Annotated in this window: 14 protein-coding genes; 11 read left to right on the top strand and 3 right to left on the bottom strand. The window is 39.7% G+C overall.

Annotated features, from left to right (window positions below; genetic code table 11):
• Positions 1 to 147: 147 nt before the first annotated feature.
• From ACFE6N_RS21535 to ACFE6N_RS21525, 3 genes are all read left to right on the top strand, one after another.
• On the top strand, positions 148 to 2,130 hold the full coding sequence (locus ACFE6N_RS21535) for a DUF4832 domain-containing protein (RefSeq protein ID WP_378939937.1): 1,983 nt from the start codon (positions 148 to 150) through the stop codon (positions 2,128 to 2,130).
• Between the two features lie 748 nt (positions 2,131 to 2,878).
• On the top strand, positions 2,879 to 3,436 hold the full coding sequence (locus ACFE6N_RS21530) for a restriction endonuclease (protein WP_378939936.1): 558 nt from the start codon (positions 2,879 to 2,881) through the stop codon (positions 3,434 to 3,436).
• 125 nt (positions 3,437 to 3,561) lie between these two features.
• Complete coding sequence (locus tag ACFE6N_RS21525) at positions 3,562 to 4,659, top strand: Fic family protein (RefSeq protein WP_378939935.1); 1,098 nt, start codon at positions 3,562 to 3,564, stop codon at positions 4,657 to 4,659.
• A 426-nt stretch (positions 4,660 to 5,085) separates the two neighbouring features.
• Here the strand turns inward: ACFE6N_RS21525 and ACFE6N_RS21520 are convergent, their stop codons facing one another.
• Positions 5,086 to 6,378, bottom strand: coding sequence for an IS1380 family transposase (locus ACFE6N_RS21520; protein ID WP_378939934.1), 1,293 nt, complete (start codon positions 6,376 to 6,378; stop codon positions 5,086 to 5,088).
• A 463-nt stretch (positions 6,379 to 6,841) separates the two neighbouring features.
• On the opposite strand from ACFE6N_RS21520, the gene ACFE6N_RS21515 reads away from it, so the two are divergent.
• The 8 genes from ACFE6N_RS21515 to ACFE6N_RS21480 all read left to right on the top strand — a co-directional run bounded on the left by ACFE6N_RS21515 (position 6,842) and on the right by ACFE6N_RS21480 (position 16,432).
• Positions 6,842 to 7,051: a hypothetical protein gene (locus ACFE6N_RS21515; protein ID WP_378939933.1), complete on the top strand. Its 210-nt coding sequence runs from the start codon at positions 6,842 to 6,844 to the stop codon at positions 7,049 to 7,051.
• Between the two features lie 902 nt (positions 7,052 to 7,953).
• A complete protein-coding gene (locus tag ACFE6N_RS21510) occupies positions 7,954 to 9,201 on the top strand; it encodes an efflux RND transporter periplasmic adaptor subunit (protein ID WP_378939932.1) in 1,248 nt (415 codons plus the stop codon).
• Position 9,202: 1 nt separating this feature from the next.
• Complete coding sequence (locus tag ACFE6N_RS21505; RefSeq protein WP_378939931.1) at positions 9,203 to 10,663, top strand: TolC family protein; 1,461 nt, start codon at positions 9,203 to 9,205, stop codon at positions 10,661 to 10,663.
• Positions 10,664 to 10,689: 26 nt separating this feature from the next.
• Positions 10,690 to 11,355 carry an ABC transporter ATP-binding protein gene (locus ACFE6N_RS21500; protein WP_090985658.1) on the top strand — a complete coding sequence of 222 codons (666 nt, stop codon included), beginning with the start codon at positions 10,690 to 10,692 and terminating at the stop codon, positions 11,353 to 11,355.
• Between the two features lie 8 nt (positions 11,356 to 11,363).
• Positions 11,364 to 12,593 (top strand): ABC transporter permease, encoded by a 1,230-nt coding sequence (locus tag ACFE6N_RS21495; RefSeq protein ID WP_378939930.1) that lies wholly within the window; start codon positions 11,364 to 11,366, stop codon positions 12,591 to 12,593.
• 18 nt (positions 12,594 to 12,611) lie between these two features.
• Positions 12,612 to 13,793: an ABC transporter permease gene (locus ACFE6N_RS21490; protein WP_378939929.1), complete on the top strand. Its 1,182-nt coding sequence runs from the start codon at positions 12,612 to 12,614 to the stop codon at positions 13,791 to 13,793.
• Positions 13,794 to 13,809: 16 nt separating this feature from the next.
• The gene (locus ACFE6N_RS21485) at positions 13,810 to 15,183 is read left to right on the top strand and encodes a sigma-54-dependent transcriptional regulator (protein ID WP_378939928.1); all 1,374 of its coding nucleotides are present in this window, start codon (positions 13,810 to 13,812) and stop codon (positions 15,181 to 15,183) included.
• Entirely contained in the window at positions 15,167 to 16,432 is a 1,266-nt protein-coding gene (locus ACFE6N_RS21480; RefSeq protein ID WP_378939927.1) for a sensor histidine kinase, read from the top strand. Before ACFE6N_RS21485 ends, ACFE6N_RS21480 begins: the two co-directional genes overlap by 17 nt.
• Positions 16,433 to 16,671: 239 nt before the next feature.
• Here ACFE6N_RS21480 and ACFE6N_RS21475 read toward each other — a convergent pair whose 3' ends face one another.
• Together ACFE6N_RS21475 and ACFE6N_RS21470 are read right to left on the bottom strand one after the other, a co-directional pair.
• Positions 16,672 to 17,259 (bottom strand): arylesterase, encoded by a 588-nt coding sequence (locus ACFE6N_RS21475; RefSeq protein WP_378939925.1) that lies wholly within the window; start codon positions 17,257 to 17,259, stop codon positions 16,672 to 16,674.
• On the bottom strand, positions 17,260 to 18,240 hold the full coding sequence (locus ACFE6N_RS21470; protein WP_378939923.1) for an SDR family oxidoreductase: 981 nt from the start codon (positions 18,238 to 18,240) through the stop codon (positions 17,260 to 17,262).
• Between the last annotated feature and the right edge of the window lie 452 nt (positions 18,241 to 18,692).

Here is an 18,692-nt window from a genome sequence, read left to right as displayed (position 1 = left end):
TTTAACTTCCTTTTTATATATGATTGGCATTTTTCCTCAATTCCTATAGAGAAAAAAAGTTTAGTGTAAAGAAAATTTAGTGCCAGGTTCAAAATAGGTACCGAATTAATAGCAAAACCTCTAATCTAAAATTTAATATTTATTACTATGAAAAAACTCATTTTTGGGTGGACTGGAAAGGTAACGCTGCTTGCTCTTCTGGGGCTGCATTCGCTTTCCTGTTCCAAAATGGTGGAAGAAAATCTTTCACAAACTTTTGATAAGGGACCACAAAAATTGGCTGTTATTGCCAATAATGTGCTGATTAACCCGGTTTATAATAGTACTTCGGTGTTACGGAATCCATTAAATGGATGGGTAATGTATGGCAAACGAGATGCTACCGAAACGTATTGGGACAGTCAGTTTTTCGTGCCAGAACTGGGTGCCAATGTAAAGGCGATAGATTATGCCTCAGCCTGTTACATCCGGACCAGCTGGCGATCACTTAATCCAAGTCCGGGCGTTTATGCCTGGAGAGACCCCAACTCGCAGATCGGTAAACTCATCAACGGTGTTAAAACCAGAGGTTTGCCCATTGCATTCCGGATTGTGGTAGACGGGCGCGACCAGGGAGAAAATACCCCTGCCTTTGTATTCACGGCAGGCGCTCAATACTGGTTGTCAAATCCTGCAGTACCAGCACAGAAAACTCCTTTTCCCCAGGATCCAATTTTCAGGCAATATTACGCCACTTTTATTGAAGAACTTGCCAAAGACTTTAATGATCCGGTCCGCACCTCTTTTATTGATGCCTATGGTTTAGGCAAATGGGGTGAGGCCCATAATACCGTGTATGCCGCGCCAGGAGTATTAACAGCTGCACAAACAGAAACTGTAAAGGAAGAGGTACTGGACTGGATTATGGCGCTTTACAATAGGACTTTCACCAAAGTACCGCTGGTAATTAACTATCACCGGTTAATAGGTCATCCAACAAGCTGGGGTGCAGCAAACCCAAACAGTAACCAGTTACTGGTGAAAGCGATAAATCAAGGGTATAGCCTGCGGCATGATGCTTTTGCCATGACCGATTATTACCAAAGCTGGGAGAAAAACTTCGCAGCCACCTGGAAACATAAACGGCCGATTATTATGGAGGGGGGATGGATTGTGACCGGCACACACCGCTATTGGATCGATTCAAGCGGCCAATATCGCGAAGGACATCCTGAAGATGTAAGAAAGGCTGAATTTGAAAGATCGGCAGAAGCGGCTGTAAATATGATGGATTTCAGGGTTGGCGAAGTGGCTTCCTGGTTTCAAACCAGTTTTCCGTTGGTACAGCGCTTTAATGCAGAAGGAGGCTACCGGCTATATCCTGATCAGGTATCATTACCCAATGAAATTGCCAATGGGGCCACCGCTACACTAAGCCATCGCTGGAGAAATATGGGTTGGGGTTACTGCCCAAATAACATTCCGCAGTGGAATTATAAATATAAAGTAGCTTTTGCCATTCTGGATACCGCTGGTGTGGTTAAAAAACTTTTTGTAGATGAAAATGGTGAGCCCTCTAAGTGGCTGAAGGATAACCCTATGAGTTACAATTTTACCACAACGGCAATTAACCTGCCGGCTGGGAATTATAAATGGGGGGTGGCCATCATTGATAAAACAAATGCCAACAAACCAGGTATTGCACTGGCCGTAACCGGAACTTTTAAAAACGGCTGGTTGGAATTGGGTAATCTGCAGGTACAAGCCGAACCACCAATTGGTCAGACAATTAAACTAAAAGGTTCTAACAACCTGTTTGTTTCCGGTGAAAACGGTGAAGTAGCCATGAGATGTAACCGTGCGAGTGCTTCTGACTGGGAAAGCTTTACGATTGTTGATGCTGGTGCCGGAAAAATCGCGTTAAAAAGTATGAACAAATATGTATCTTCAGAAAATGGTGCTGCAACCGGGATCACCTGCACCCGCACAAGCATTAGCGATTGGGAAAAATTTGACTGGGTGGTAAACGCAAATGGAAAAATCTCCCTTAAAGGAAATAATGGTAAATACATTTCTTCAGAGAACGGCCAATCGGCAATGAAATGCAACAGGGCTACTATTTCTGGCTGGGAAATGTTTTCACTGGAATAATTGCTGAGGGAAAATTTTTAAGCATATTAAAGTTTTAAGATAATGGGTTGCTCTTGATGGAGCAGCCCTAATTTTTTTGGGAGTTTGAAAAATTGCCTGTTTAAATAAATTCATCAGAAAAAATGGTTCGAATTACGCACCGTTACCGATCCAAAACGCTCTTTAAGATATCTTAAAGGGCGTTTTTCAATTTAGGCTATTTTGAAATCATTGAATTGAGTAAATGAAGGCCTATTTTTGGTTCAAGCCCATTAGCAATTTGACTTTTTGTCTTGCTTTGACTTAAATAAATTTTTTCAATCTTTTTCGCGTTCTTTCATTCCTATTGGCGTAGCTAGAAAGTGATAAAACTTTACAAAATGTTAGCTATAACAAATCTTTTAAATATGAATTGTGTTATATAAATAGCTAATTAGACTTGCATTTCAAGTTATTGTGATTGTTTATGTTATTTATTTATGTATGACTTTCAAGATAAGATAAACCCTAGATTTACCAATGAGCACCCTTTTAATAAAAAGTGTTTGTATTGTTCAAACGATTTGGAGTTTGAAGAGGTAAAGAAAATATCTAAAGTTTCATTTAAGGTATTTTATAAGGAATTTTTAAATCATGTAGAAAAATAAAGGAAATTCATGGGCGATTTGAACGGAAATATTTTCAAATCAATCATTCACTGAACTACGAAGGGTCACATATTAAAAGATGTTTACACTATGGTTGGTGGACTAGCTATGATGAGTATTGGGTGGGTGCATCATGGCAAATGTGGCAGCTGTTTTACGGCATTACGGGAGTAATTAAAAATATCGACGTAAATGACCTCTCGGTACCAGATCTCGAGATTAGGAATTATCTTACCCGACATTACAATTCAAGATTTCAAGTAAATCCCAGAAAATTTGAAAATTTAGTTTCCAGTGTTTTTAAAGATTTAGGATTTCAAGCTTTATGTACACCCTATTCCCACGACGGTGGGATAGATATACTTTTGGAAAAAGGAAGTGACCTTTCCGCAGTTCAGGTAAAGAGAACAAAAAACGCTATAAAATTAGAACAAGTTAGATCATTTCTAGGTGCTTTGACACTTCAAGGAATACAAAATGGAATTTACGTAAGTACCTCAGAATTTCAAAGAGGATGTTATGATATCGCTAATTCATGTTCAATTAATTTATTTGGTGGGAGTAGATTTTATGAAATCCTTTTAGAAGCTCAAATTTTAAGATACTCAAATATGGCATTTCCGAATCTAAGAAGTGAAAGTCTTTATCATTGTGGATGTTTTGAGTTGAATAGTTTATAACGCGATAATCTTATCAATAATAAATGAGATTACCTCATCTAAACATTCTTTACATAATAAAGCTGTCATGTAAAGTAAAATGAATTATCTTTACATGATAAATTTGTTATGTAAAAAAACTTTGTATGAAGAACAACGTTAAGGTAAATAGCAATATACCCTTTAATGAATTGCCCTTACTACCTCCAGATAATGCAAAAATAGAGACTATAGCTATATTAAGGCAAGTTACGTTAGCTTCAATTGCTCTTGCAGAGTTAAAAGGACTAGCTTACACATTGCCCAACCCTTCCATACTTTTAAATGCAGTGATTCTTAAGGAAGCTCAGATGAGTTCAGAGATTGAAAATGTAATCACTACCCATGATAAGCTTTATCAGGCTTTATCTGCAACTGGCAAGCCAATAGACCATGAGACTAAAGAAGTGCTTCGCTATAGGGAGGCGATGCTAACTGGTTTTAATATGGTAATGAAGAAAGGATTTCTGAATATAAACGGTATAGTTAGCATTCAAGAAATTTTAGAGGAAAATAAAGCTGGCCTAAGAAGATTGCCAGGAACATCATTAAAAAATTCGATTACTGGTGAGGTCATTTACACACCACCAGATGATTACGATACCATCTTGTTATTGATGAAAAACTTAGAAAGTTACATGAATGAAACTGATGTAATATCGCACCTGATTAAATTGGCGGTTCAACATTACCAATTTGAAAGTATACATCCATTTTATGATGGTAACGGAAGAACAGGAAGAATAATAAATGTACTATACTTGTGCTTACACGGCCTTCTGGATAGCCCTGTTTTGTATCTAAGTGATTATATTATAAAACATAAAGCGGACTATTATAGATTACTTGGAGAAGTAAAGATAAATGATAATTGGGAAGGTTGGGTGTTGTTTATGCTGAGAGCAGTGGAGGAAACTGCCAGGCAAACCAATAATCAAATTAAGTCAATTAATGGATTATTTTTAAAATTACAAGATAAAATAAAAGAAAATGCACCCAAGCTTTACAATAAAGAATTGTTAGAACTACTTTTTGAACAACCGTATTGTAAAATAGAATTTTTAGTAGATAGACTTAAGATCTCAAGAGTAACAGCTTCAAAATACTTAAGTGGACTTGAGAAAATTGGAATGCTACAATCCAAGAAAATATGGAAAGAAACAATATACATAAATATTGAATTATTCGAACTCTTGAAAAGATAAGAAGATCTCATTCATCTCTTTCTTTCAAAAAATCTAAAAATCGCCGATTTCAATCAATTCAGCCATAAAATGGTTCGAATTACGCACCGCCACTGATCCTAATTTAAGAGCCTGTCTCAAAATAACAGATTTAGAAGTAGCTAAGAATTAAATTTGGCGATGTCGTCATGTTCAGCTTGACCCGATCGCTCCTAAAATCCGCATGTCTGTCGTAATCTAAATATTACTAATTTCTAAAGATGAATATCACCTGATTTTATTCGCCGATAATTATATTTTTAGCCTCAATTTCATTTTTGATTTGAATTTTCGAACAGATCTGGGATCCAAATTCTGTTTTGGGCATAAAAACGGTAATGACATCTCCTTCCGGCGATATACCAGGTAACATATTGGCGCTAAGGATTTCTTTTTTTGTTGCTGAACCTATGGGTAGCGGTGATCCATCGAGTAGATTCTCAGTTTTAGCTGTCTGCCCTGTCTGACCCATTTGGCCGGCCGGATGATGAACCTGAAAATAAACTTTTTTAGTCTGAAAGATGGCTTCAGCGTTTTTACCTTTTGTGAAAAATAATCAATGATCTTATTGTATATGTTTCGGCAGACCGCTGTAAGGTATAGGAAAACCAGGTTTTTGTCCAATGTGGAGAAAGGCATGTTGTTCCATCCAAAATCATTTTTAAGGATATCAAATTGCCGCTCCATGCCTCCTCTCTGGCCATAAAAACGGACAATGGCTACAGTATCCGTTTCGAAGTCGTTGGTCAGGATCCCCCTATATCCATAGGCATCCTGGGTGATCAGGTCGACCTGGCCATCTTTTTTCAATCTCCTTTTGGCAACCAGCCTGTATGTCTGCGGCTGCCGGTCCTGTTCCCTGGCCTGAGTGGCAAAGGGAAGGATGTCAATGTATCCTACTTCCAGCGGGCCATCTCTGTCCTCCATCACTTTCCAGTTACGGATCTGGGGGAAATATTTCTCGACATAGCTGTTTCTGCACCCTATGTAAAAATGTTCCACTTTCTGTTCCAGGAGGGCAACCACATCATACTGGTACGATGCTGCATCTGCCCTGAAGTTTCTGATCTTTTTTACCTTCTTTGTTTCAAGCAGATCAAAAATCCTCCCGAGCGTATCCCTTTGAAATGACTTTGCATCAGAATTCCCGTTCCTGTTTTCGATATAAAGTATAAACTGCTCATTGATCGTGCAGACACCCGGCTGATAGCCATAATCCCTTTTGTAGGTCATTTTGCTGTCCTGTTTCTCATTGAAAATGATCGTATTGTCATAATCAAGGGTAAGTTCACCAGAGTCAAGGACCCCGATCTTTTTTAGGACTTCAAGGTTGAAGTTTTCAAGGGTCCGGTTGGTACAGTATTGATGTGTGACCGCCCCCCGCTTGGTTGCACAGGTTCTTGCCTGTTCGGCCAGCCCGGAGAGCCTTCTCAGAACAGTATCGGGGCTTGCAAGCCTGACATAGGGACTGTCTGTAAAATGACCCCGCAAGTGGGTATGGAGATCTTCTACACAATCGCCGCCACAGAGAAAAACAGATTTGAGCGAGTAGAAGACATCCTTCCAGGAATATCTGCTCTGGGCAGCAACGCCAGGCAGATGTGCATGGCAGAGCTTATCGATTTCCAATCTGTTTAAGTAATCAAAAACAAAATTTATGCCTCCGAAAGCGGATATTGGGTCTGAATTTATTATTTTCACAGCAGTAATATTGGTCAACACTAATTTAAGTGAATATTACCTTGCTGCAAAACATTGTTTATCAAAGTTTTGCAGCATTTTTTTTCCTAACTTGCGGATTTTAGGCGCTATCGGATGGGCATCTTAATGCTTTGGTAGGGAGATATTTAGTTACTGTTCTGTCGTATTAACATTCTGTTCTCACGGGAATGACGCCCTTTCAAAATATTATTCTGCCAAAAATCTTCAAAATCATTTCTGAGACAACCCCTTTTATTTGAGCCACGTTATGGAGTATCATAACCCTTTCTAAAAAAAAAACTTTTTGACTTAATTATAATTCTCTGTTTTAAACTGTTTTAATTCAATTAGTTGAAAGGTCTAGGGTAGCCTTCATAATTTATTTTTTATTTACTTTTGCAGTTGAGTGTATACTGGGATCATATATGCTCATGTTTAACACCAAATTGTATAAGTCATGTTAATGAATAGATCGGATATTGTTGCACTTAAAGACCTTTCCTCTGCCACGGAATTGGTGCCTTTCGATTCTATACCTGCTATTTTCAAGGATGATTTTCAAGTGTATATCTTTGGAAAGACCATTGTAAAGGACGCATGCAACAGGCGCTTTGCTTACCCTTCGGACATTCGTAAATGGGTTCGTGTGCTGGTTACAAAGTACAAAGATTAATATGCTCAGCCCCTTTTTGGAGAGGTTCAATACAGCATTTGCTGCATTTGGGCAACGATTCCCCGGACCTAACTGGGATCAGAAATTCAAAGATGACCTGATCAATGATTACTCTTTTTTTCATCAAGGATCGAAGATCCAAAGCTGGAATACGGGGATACCATCCGTTTTCTTAATAATGAATATGTGATAAGGAGAAATTGTCTAGTTTTCTACAATTGGAGGATCATAGGAAAATACTGTCTAATATGGTCAAGCTAATGAGTCTGGAAAACTTGTAATCAGACTATCAAATACCATTGCAATCAATCGCAGTGGAGGGCAAGATGTTTGTAGTTTTTTTAATTTATAATTTATTGATTGTCAAATACATACGTTGATTGTTTCGGTCGCTAACGCGATTTGATGTTGTCGGCTTTTAAAATCGAATTTTTGGGGAATGCCGAACCAATCAGTCCCCGCTTATCATTAATGGCCCATTTGGCTAAAATTGGAAGTAATCGGGTTAATGTGAAAATCGCATCATTTAGGACTGGCTTTACCGTGCTATCTTATGTTTCTTTTTCGTGATTTCCACTAATTTTGCCTCTGTTCTTAAGATATTCTCTTCGCATTCCGGTTTTAGGGTTTTATAATCGTTTCCATCAATATCACCCAACAATAACAGTTAACCAACTATGGAAGCTTATTATTATCGGTTAGCTGTTTGGCCAGACAGAATCAGAATGCTCTAGAAAAAATTGTATTTCTATCACCATCAGGACACAGACCTTATCCGTTCGATAACAGGCAAAACGTTCGATATCGGGCATATTTATATTTGTGTAAAATTATAAAGATTTGATTATTAATGTTTTAATATTGGCATCCCGCTTGTAAAAGCTTGTTCAAAAAATGTTTAAATGGACAAACTCATTGAAGAAGAAGTTTTAGCTAAAAACAAGAAAAAAAATTACTTGCTGGTTTCTATCATCCTTATTTTGCTGATAGCCAGTATCTGGTTTGTACGGTTTTATTTTAAAGCTGCACTTACGGAAGCTAATATCACGACGGCAAAAGTGGAGACCGGAATAATCGAAAATACGATTAATGCCACCGGTGAAGTGCTGCCTGAATTCGAAGAAGTGTTAACCAGCCCGATAAATGCATCGATAAAAAATGTTTTGATGGATGCCGGAAAAAAAGTGAATAAAGGGCAATCCATTCTATTGCTGGATAAATCAGTAAGCCAAACCGATTATGGAAAGCTGCAATTTCAGATGGAGTCCAAACAAAATGAAATTAGTAAGCTAAAGCTTGATTTAGAAAAAAGTTTTTTCGATGTTAAATCGAGCAACGCCATAAAACAGTTGCGGATCAGTAACCTTAAAGATGCTGTTTCATCGGCTAAACGATTACTTAAAGCCGGTGGGGGAACCAAAGAGGATGTGGAGCGGGCCGAGCTCGATCTGAAGGTGGCCGAACTCGAGAAGCTACAGCTCGAAAATGAAATTAAAAGTAAGCAGCAAACCATGAAAATCGAAATCAGGGAGGCTGAAATTGCACTGGCCATTCAAAAAAATGATTTGGATGCGTTGAAACGGAAACTTGATCTGGCCGATGTAACGGCAACCAGGCCCGGGGTAATTACCTGGGTAAATAAAAATATCGGCTCCAGTGTACACGAAGGCGATGCCTTGGTACGTATAGCCGATTTAAGCGGCTTTAAAGTTGCAGGTAGCATGTCTGATAATCTACTGGATAAAATCCACAATAACATGGCTGCTATCATCAGAATAGGTGATACGCAACTAAGAGGTTCAGTTGTAAATATCTCACCGGCAGTAACCAATGCCACCGTATCGTTTGATATCCAGTTGAATCAAAAAGACAGTAAAGTATTAAGGCCCAATCAAAAAGTTGATGTTTTTTTGGTTACTGATACCCGAAATGGTGTTTTAAGGGTGGCGAACGGACCAGCTTTTAACGGTTCAAATTTACAGGAGATCTTTGTATTGAAAAACGGTATAGCCGAAAAGCGCACCGTGAAAACAGGTTTAAGCAACTTTGATTATGTTGAAATTTTAAGTGGGTTAAAAGCTGGAGACGAAATCATTACTTCGGATATGGCTGATTTCAAAAACTCGGAAAAAGTAACAATAAGCCGTTAAGATGATGAAGAAAATTGTACTTATTGGATTAGCTATTTTATTTAGCTCAATACATGCAGTATTCGCGGTTACCGATACGCTTAAGCTTAACCTGCTGCAGGTAGTTGAAATGGCCAGGGCCAATTCTATTGCGGCAAAACAGGCCGCAACGGTTAAAGAGACGAAATACTGGGAGTGGCGTACTTTCAAATCAAATTACCAGCCACAGTTGGCTTTAGAGGGTATTTTACCCGGCTATACCAAAACTTATACCCAGGTACAGCAACCCAACGGAAGCATTCTTTTCCAGCCCGTACATTATGATAACTCCTCACTGACACTAAATTTTAGTCAAAGTATTGCCGCAACGGGCGGCACCATTTATGGAACTACCCAACTGCAGCGGTTTGATGATTTTGACAGAAAAAGTGTACTTTATAATGGTATTCCTTACGGAGTTGGTTACACACAACCGCTATTACAGTTTAACAGCTTAAAATGGGACAAGAAAATTGAACCTTTAAAATACAGTGAGAGTAAACAGGTTTTTATCGAAACACAGGAGAAAATATCAATTACCGTTACCGAATATTTTTTCGATTTACTGCTGGCGCAGGTTAACCTCGATATTGCTGAATTAAATTATGCGAACACCAAAAGGATCCTGAGTATTGCCAATACTAAATTTGAATTGGGCAAGATTTCAAAAAATGAGATTCTCCAACTTCAGCTGGAGGTACTTAATGCCCAAAAAGCCGTTGGAACGGCTAAAAGAGATGTAGAGGTGGCCACACTGAACCTTCGCAGTTACACGGGCATTGAGGGCGACGACAGGATAAAATTGGATATGCCGCAGGCGGTTGCTCAAATGACTGTGGCTACTGAAAAAGTTTTGGCCGAAGCCTTTGCAAACCGTTCGGATGCGATTGGTTTTGCCCGCCGGTTGGCAGAAGCCAGAAGAGATGTGGCCAAAGCAAAGGGTGAAAATGGAATTAAGGCCACATTGAGGGCAAATCTGGGTTTTTCCAATGCCGGATTAAGTGCTTTTGATGTTTACCGGAATCCGAAAAATCAGCAAACCGTTGAACTACAGTTGTCTATTCCGGTTATGGATTGGGGCAGGTCTAAATCAAGAACAAAAACAGCACAAGCAAATGAGCAACTGGTAACTTATGCTGTTGAGCAGGATAAGCAAACTTTTAAACAGCAGATCGTAACGCAGGTAACGCTTTTTAATATGATGAAAGAACAGACCAAGCTTACAGATACGGCTGCAAAAATTGCCGCAGAAAAATATAAGATAGCCAGCGAACGCTATGTTTTAGGCAACCTGAGCATTACCGATTTAAGTATTGCTTTCCAGGAAAATGATGCGGCAAAGCGCGATTACGTTTCTTCGCTCCGCGATTTTTGGGGTGCTTATTATCAGCTTCGCTATCTTTCTCTTTACGATTTTGAAAAAAACATTAAAATAACTTATTAATAAATCTTAATTACTAATTATACATGATGATACGCTTAAAAAATATTGAAAAAGTTTACCGGACGGCTACTGTGGAAACCCTGGCGATAAACGGTATTAACCTCGACATTGCAAAGGGAGAATTTCTTTCCATTATGGGGCCATCGGGCTGCGGAAAAAGTACTTTGCTAAACATTATGGGCTTGCTTGATGAGCCATCGAAGGGTGATATCAAAATAGATGACCAGGACATTCGCAGTTTTTCTGATAAAAAACTGGCCCATTTCAGAAATGAGAAGCTTGGATTTATTTTTCAGAGTTACCACCTGATTAATGATCTGCAGGTGTTGGATAATGTAGAACTACCTTTATTGTACCGCGATTCATCTGCTAAGGAAAGAAAGGCCCTGGCTACTGAAGCACTGGAAAAAGTTGGCCTGAGCAACCGTTTAAAACATTTCCCTACGCAGCTATCGGGTGGGCAACGCCAGCGTGTTGCCATTGCAAGGGCTATTGTTGGCCGCCCTCAGATTATCCTTGCGGATGAGCCAACAGGAAACCTTGATAGCGCAATGGGAAATGAGATCATGAATATCCTCATCAATCTGAACAAAAATGAAGGTACAACAATCGTGATGGTTACACATGACGAAAGCATGGCGCAAAAAACACACAGATTGGTTCGTCTTTTTGATGGTTCACAGGTTCAATAATTTCAGCTATGTTAAAAAATTATTTCAAAATTGCTATAGCTGTTTTAAAAAGAAGGAAATTTTTCACCTTCATCAGCTTGTTTGGCATCAGCCTTACACTAACCATCTTAATGGTAGCCACTGCACTTGCAGATAAAATGTTTAATCCGGGATATCCTGATTACAATCAACATCGTTCGCTTTATGTTGAACGTATAGAAATAAAAAATACCAAGGAAGGTTGGGTGAATATGAGCAACCTGTCTTTTTATTTCTTTGAACATTATGTTTCCAGGTTGAAAACGGTTTATAAAATGGCCATTTCATCGGATCAGAGATCATCTAATGCTTATTTGAACAATAAAAAGCTGGTAATAGGTTACAAATATACCAATGCAGATTACTGGAATGTTTTATCGTACCGGTTTTTGGAAGGTAAACCTTATGGTGAAAGGGAAATTAAAAGTGCAGAACGTGTTGCCGTGATTTCAAAAAAAACAAAAGAAGCTTATTTCGGTGATCAAAAATCGGTAATTGGCCAATACATTTCTGCAGATAACATTAACTACCGGGTAATTGGAGTGGTTGATAACGTTTCAGGTGCTGTACGCAATTTTGCCGGCGATATGTATCTGCCTTATACGCTTGCAAAAGATAGTAAAGATACCAGACTAATGGGTTCATATAATGCCGTGCTTTTAAGTCGTACGGAAAATGATGTGCCCAGGATGAAAAAAGAGTTTGCCCAAATGGTTGATAAACTGCCAATCCCGCCAGATTTTAATAAGATTTATTGCAATGCAGATGGATTTAAAACCAGTGTTGCCCGTAGAATAGCAGGAGATTCGACCAGTAACGGGATCACAAAGGTAATCACCGTAGGCGGAATTTTTGTACTCCTGTTTTTATTGCTGCCAACCATGAATTTAGTCAATATCAATATTACCCGCATCATGGAGCGTTCATCAGAAATTGGCGTACGCAAGGCTTTTGGTGCTTCATCAAAAACACTGGTTTACCAGTTTATTGTAGAAAACCTCATTCTCACTTTTATTGGAGGCATTATAGGGGTCTTTTTATCCCTGCTGGTTATTTACCTCATCAATGAATCAGATTACATATCAAGCTTTAATCTCACCATGGATTTAACGGTATTATTTTTTAGTCTTATTACCTGTTTTTGCTTTGGATTGATATCAGGCGTATACCCGGCATGGAGAATGTCGAAATTAAATATTGTTAAAGCATTAAAGGCTTAATGCCTCAAAATAAAATATATGTATAAACATCTGTTTAAATTAATATGGAACAAAAGGAGACAAAACTTCCTTTTTCTGTCTGAAATTCTGATTTCCTTTCTGGTTGTGTTTGCTGTTTTTTCTTATTTAACCTATTACTATAAGAATTATATCAAGCCACTTGGCTTTGATTATAATAGGGTTTGGTCTGTTAGCTATAATGGTGACCGGTTATCGAAAAATGCTGATTCGCTTGGTATTTTTTATACCAATCTGAACAAAGCACTACAAGCGATGCCTGAAATTGAAGCAGTAAGTTTTTCAAGCTCGAATTATCCCTACTCATCCAGTTTTATAAGTACCGGATTAACGCAAGGAGGAAAGAAATTCAATGACATTAGCGATTTTAATGTCGGAAACGATTATCAAAAAGTTTGGAGTGTTAAACTCGTTGACGGGAGATGGTTTACTCCGGAAGACCTGATCAGCAAAAATAAAGGAATTGTCATTAACGAGACCTTTAGCAAAGAACTGTTCGGAACCGCAAAGGCTGCTGGAAAGCTGATTGGCGATTTCGATGATAAAAATAAATTCAAAATCATAGGTGTTGTTAACGATTTTAAGGCAAATGGTGATTTTTTGCCTGCAAACAATGTTATGTTTAGTCAGTTGGATACAACAAATTTGAAGTGGGCGAGTACACTTTTAATAAAGGTACGGGAAACTGCCGGTGCCGGTTTTGAAAGCAAGCTATATAAGTTTATGGCTACAACCATGCGCAGTGCAGTCGAAATTCAACATGTTGATGAAATGCGCGATGCCAAAAACAAGGAAACCATTATCCCGATGTTATTGTTCATCATTGTTGCGGGTTTCCTGATTATTAATGTTGCCCTTGGTCTTTTCGGTGTGTTGTGGTATAACATTAATAAACGGAAAGGCGAAATTGGCCTGAGGCGGGCAATTGGTGCAAGTGGCGTTTCCGTGTCAATTCAAATGGTACTCGAATCGTTAATCTTAGCTACAATATCTGTTCTGATCGGCTGTTTCTTTGCTGTTCAGTTTCCGCTGTTAAACGTATTTGATATAGCTTCGAGCGTTTACCTTATTGCTATTTTACTCTCTGTTTTATTTATTTATACATTGGTTATCGCATGCTCCTTATATCCGGGCAGGCAAGCTGCTGCAATTCATCCGGCCGTTGCACTGCATGAAGACTAAATGGTTAACTTCGTATATGATTTTAGTAGTTGATGATGATATTGCCGTTAGAACTTCCATTTCACTTCTCTTGAAAGGGGCGGGCTACGAGGTTATTGCTGTTGATAACGCTGTGCAGGCTTTTGAGGTGGTAAAAACCCAAAAGCCTGCACTTGTGGTACTGGATTTAAATTTTTCTATTGATACCTCGGGAGAAGAAGGCATGAGTTTGCTGAAAAAAATCAGAACTGTTGATGCCGGTGTTCCGATTATCTTAATTACAGGCTGGGCAAGTATAGAACTTGCTGTGCAGGGGATGAAATTCGGCGCAAATGATTTTATTAATAAGCCATGGAATAATGAACACCTGCTGCAGTCGGTAGCAACCTTATTAGAAATTAATGGTAAAAAACCGCGCTCCCGAAGCAGAAAGGAACTGGATAAGAAATATAACTTTAAACAGATTATAGGTGAAGACCCAACCTTGCTGAATATTCTGGAAACCATTGGTCGCGTAGCTTCAACCAATGCATCAATATTGATTACAGGCGAAAGCGGAACGGGTAAGGAGCTGATAGCAGAGGCCATTCACGAAAACAGCAACCGCTCGGGCAAGCCTTTTGTAAAAGTTAATCTGGGCGGAATTTCATCTTCGTTGTTTGAGAGCGAAATGTTTGGCCATGTTCGCGGAGCTTTTACTGATGCCCGTTTCGATAGGACGGGCAGGTTTGAAATGGCGAATAAAGGAACCATTTTCCTGGATGAGATAGGCGATCTGGATGCATCAGGACAGGTGAAGTTATTAAGGGTTTTACAAGACCGTACGTATGAAGTTTTAGGCAGCAGCCGAACCAAAACAGTTGATACCAGGGTAGTTTGTGCAACAAACAAAAATTTAAACGAAAGGGTAGCGTTAGGCTTGTTCAGAGAGGATTTGTTGTACCGTATTAACCTCATTACTATTCACCTACCCGCGTTAAGGGAAAGACCATCTGATATTCCTTTGCTGGTTAACTTCTTTATCAATAATCTGAAAGAAATTTACGGTAGGGAAGCGTTATCAATAGCGCCCGGTGCCTTACGCTGGTTACAGCAACTGCCTTTGCCCGGTAACATCCGCCAGCTAAAAAACCTGGTTGAGCGAACGGTACTGATCAGCAGTACAAATGAGTTAACGATTGATGATTTTCAATCACAATTAAATTTGTCACCATTAAAAAGCGATAAAGTCAGATTGCCCGGAGTAGGTACCATGACTTTAGACCAGATGGAAGCAGAAATGGTTAAGCAGGCCATGAATTTCCATAAAAACAGAATTACAAAAGCCGCGGCATCATTGGGGATTACCAGGAATGCTCTTTATCGCCGTTTGGAAAAATATCAAATTCCATTTCATGAAACTGAAGACTAAGTATATTCTGTTTATCGTTATTCTTCACCTCATCTGCCTGGTGATGAGCTATTTTATTTTTGAGAAAAACAAACTCATATTTATGCTGGCAGAGGCATTTGTGCTGGTTTCTGTTGTTATATCAATTAGCCTTTATAAGCAGCTAGTCAGTCCGCTTACCTATTTAAAACAAGGCATTGCAGCTATAAAAGACCGTGATTTTAACGTTAAATTTTTATTGACCGGAAAAAAAGAGGTAGATGAGCTTGTGGATGTTTATAACCGCATGATTGACGAATTGAGAACTGAGCGAACCAAGCAGGAAGAACAGCATTTTTTTCTCGAAAAGCTCATTCAGACTTCCCCAACGGGAATTATTATTCTTGATTATGATGGGCAGTTAAAGCAGATTAATCCAAAAGCGTTGGAAATTACAAAAGCGAATCCTGATATGCTCGAAAATCAGATCCTGGGTATGAAAACCGGAACATCAAAAATGCTCCGTACAGATGGATTGCATACCTACAAAATTCAAAAGTCGAGATTTATGGACAGGGGTTTTGAGCGGATTTTTATCATGATGGAGGAAGTAACGGCAGAAATTTTTGCAGCCGAAAAAAGTGTTTACAGTAAGGTGATCAGGATGATGGCGCATGAGGTGAACAATACAGTTGGTCCCGTAAATTCAATTATTAATACGGCATTGGCACAAGATAATTTATGGCTGGAAGAGGAAGAGCAGCTATTAAAAAATGCCATGAAAATTGCTGTTGAGCGTAATCAGAACCTAAATGTATTTATGCGGAATTTTGCCGATCTGGTTAAACTTCCGGCAGCGAACAGAAAGAAAACAGATCTGGTAGAACTCCTCAAATCGGTTTCAGCATTAATGTATTTCGCTGCAAACGAAAAAGAAATCAGGTTTGAACTGGACTTACCAACCTCATCATATTTTATTGCCGCCGATGTTGAACAAATGGAACAGGCCCTGATAAACATTCTTAAAAATTCAATTCAAGCGATAGAAAATAACGGCGTTATCCAGATAGAACTAAATTCTGCTAAACACCAGCTCAATATTTACGACAATGGAAAAGGTATTTTTGAGGAAAATGCAGCACAACTATTTAGTCCATTTTTCAGCACAAAAAAAGATGGACAAGGGATTGGGCTAACCCTGGTTAGAGAAATACTGCTCAACCACGGTTTCGATTTTTCTTTGAAAACGGTCAGGCCGCTTACCGTATTTACCATTCAACTGGCTGGATAATTATATCCAAAAATAATTACATTCTCCCGAATAGGTTTTGCTGATTTCTAAATGAAAAATAGCCAGGCTACATAAGTATGTAGAAAGATAAATAAAGTTATTGCAGCCATTAACAAATCGCGTGCTTTGAGCAGGCCTATATAAACCTTAACTGGTCCTGGCGTCTTGCTAAGACGGAAATATAACATCCATCTGTCCGATGTCTTGTATGTTGGAAGCGATCATGAGGTGATTACGGTTTAAAATAAGTCAGTGAGGCTACCACGCTCCTGAATAATTCTGTACAATTCCGGCCAGATATTTTCCGCCGCGATCTCGTATCCTTCTTTAAGCGGGTGAACACCATCGTACATATTCAGTGCCCGTATGCCTGCTACATTTTTTAAAAATGACGGTACCAGCGAAAGGCCGTTTTTTTTAGCCAGTGCCGGAAATATACCAGCATAATCACTTTGATGCCAGCCGGTTGCCCAGTCTGGTAGTTCGATGCCCAATAAAAGTATGGATGCCGACGGACAGGTAGATTTAACTTTGTTGATGATGAGCTGCAGGTTGGATAGGATCAGCGCAGAACTAATGCCGCGCAGAAAGTCATTGGCACCAAGTTCAAGGACAAAAATCGCTGGGTTTTCATTCAGGACCTGGCCAAGTCTGGATAGGGCAGAAGCCGTAGTATCACCGCTTAGGCCTGCGTTAACTACAGTGTATTTTAGTCCGAGCTTTTTTAGTTTTGCATTGATGAGGGCTGGGATGGATTCAGAGAAAGGGTTTTTGAGACCGTATCCTGCCACCAGGCTATCGCCAAAAAAAACAATTTTGTTCTCCATTTACCATTTCCTTTTGATGAGTAATGCACCGAGTAATAGCCCAGCCCCCAGAGCCACATATTTACGGTGCGCTTTTGGTTTTCCGGGGATTCCCCATCCGCCATGTACCGAATTACCATAGGCTACCGGACTGAAAATATTACCATTTGTTGGTGCAATGGTTTTGGCGTGTTTAAGGTAGGTACGGATCACGCTTCCGGCTATGGCAGTGGTCAGGCTTGGGAACAGGGCACGGGATAAGCGCATCAAAATGGAGAAACTGCCCACCATTTTTTCAGATCTGGGATTGAGTGAAAGTTTGAATACCTCATGGGCCAGGCGGTTAGGGTCATAAACTACCGGGCCGGGTTTGAGCACTTTGCCGGTATAATTGGCCGCATGCTGTATGCCGGGCGTATCAAGAAAGCCGGGAAAGGCATCACAGACATGGATATTAGGATATTCCCTCAGTTCAGATTTTAATGATGCGGAAAAGCCGCGAAGTCCGAACTTAGCAGCAGAATAACCCGCACCAAAAGGTACAGGCAGGAACCCGCCGATGGAGATATTGTTGATCAGGATTCCGAATCCCTGTTTTTTAAAATAGGGCATAACGGCGTGGGCACCATGCATATAACCCAAAAGATTGGTTTTGATTACCTGCTCACTGACCTCCATGGGTGTCTGGTCGAAACTGCCAATAGCAAGTACACCTGCATTATTAACCCATACATCAATACCCATACCGATCTTCGCTGCTGTTGCCGCCAGGTTGAGTACCTGATGATAATCAGTGGTGTCGCAGGCGACACATTCTGCCGCACCACCAGCATTTTCACATTCAACAGCAAGGTCTTTTAACGCATCGATATTCCTCGCAGCAATCACCACCCGATCGCCATTTGCCGCAAAAGCCAGGGCGACGGCCCGCCCTGCACCGCTGGATGCGCCGGTAACAACTACGGTTCTGATGTTTGCTTTTATGTTTTGATCCTGTTCCATATCTACCAAAACCGCCTTTAAAAGGTGAATGTTTGCGTAGACCTCATTTTGTTGCCAAGTTTTGGTTATTATCCGCTTCGAGGGCAATAAACACTACGGTTAATAGGTAATGGTTGGTATGACGGTAAGTTCTCTGCCTCTTTCCATATACTGGTCTGCTGTGGCAAATGCTTCAGTAAATTTTTTTATATAAGTCATTCACAACTTTGGGCACCATATCATCTGATTGGTGTAGACCTGGTCATCTCTTTATTAAATAATTCAGTTTGACGAGGTTTATACACTTAAGCAGTTTGAGGCCAGGGTATATGATCCTGACCTCTTCTATGGTGCGCCGGGCATGGCAATCGACTATAGGGTTAGAGTCCCGAACACGCTTAGCAGTAGGAAGTGTTAGCTAAAGACAAGGGTGTCGTGGGTGACTGCGAATCTGAAGGAAGTCGGCGGCAAAT

This window comes from Pedobacter sp. BG31 (genome assembly GCF_042464845.1).
Taxonomy (GTDB): domain Bacteria; phylum Bacteroidota; class Bacteroidia; order Sphingobacteriales; family Sphingobacteriaceae; genus Pedobacter; species Pedobacter suwonensis.
This window is presented reverse-complemented; position numbering and strand designations above follow the sequence as displayed.

What these genes read in the sequence shown, in the direction of transcription:
- ACFE6N_RS21535 (WP_378939937.1), top strand. Translation starts at nt 148, where the DNA reads ATGAAAAAACTCATTTTTGGGTGGACTGGAAAGGTAACGCTGCTTGCT.
- ACFE6N_RS21525 (WP_378939935.1), top strand. Translation starts at nt 3,562, where the DNA reads ATGAAGAACAACGTTAAGGTAAATAGCAATATACCCTTTAATGAATTG.
- ACFE6N_RS21515 (WP_378939933.1), top strand. Translation starts at nt 6,842, where the DNA reads ATGAATAGATCGGATATTGTTGCACTTAAAGACCTTTCCTCTGCCACG.
- ACFE6N_RS21510 (WP_378939932.1), top strand. Translation starts at nt 7,954, where the DNA reads ATGGACAAACTCATTGAAGAAGAAGTTTTAGCTAAAAACAAGAAAAAA.
- ACFE6N_RS21505 (WP_378939931.1), top strand. Translation starts at nt 9,203, where the DNA reads ATGATGAAGAAAATTGTACTTATTGGATTAGCTATTTTATTTAGCTCA.
- ACFE6N_RS21500 (WP_090985658.1), top strand. Translation starts at nt 10,690, where the DNA reads ATGATACGCTTAAAAAATATTGAAAAAGTTTACCGGACGGCTACTGTG.
- ACFE6N_RS21495 (WP_378939930.1), top strand. Translation starts at nt 11,364, where the DNA reads ATGTTAAAAAATTATTTCAAAATTGCTATAGCTGTTTTAAAAAGAAGG.
- ACFE6N_RS21490 (WP_378939929.1), top strand. Translation starts at nt 12,612, where the DNA reads ATGTATAAACATCTGTTTAAATTAATATGGAACAAAAGGAGACAAAAC.
- ACFE6N_RS21485 (WP_378939928.1), top strand. Translation starts at nt 13,810, where the DNA reads ATGATTTTAGTAGTTGATGATGATATTGCCGTTAGAACTTCCATTTCA.
- ACFE6N_RS21480 (WP_378939927.1), top strand. Translation starts at nt 15,167, where the DNA reads ATGAAACTGAAGACTAAGTATATTCTGTTTATCGTTATTCTTCACCTC.
- ACFE6N_RS21475 (WP_378939925.1), bottom strand. Translation starts at nt 17,259, where the DNA reads ATGGAGAACAAAATTGTTTTTTTTGGCGATAGCCTGGTGGCAGGATAC.
- ACFE6N_RS21470 (WP_378939923.1), bottom strand. Translation starts at nt 18,240, where the DNA reads ATGGAACAGGATCAAAACATAAAAGCAAACATCAGAACCGTAGTTGTT.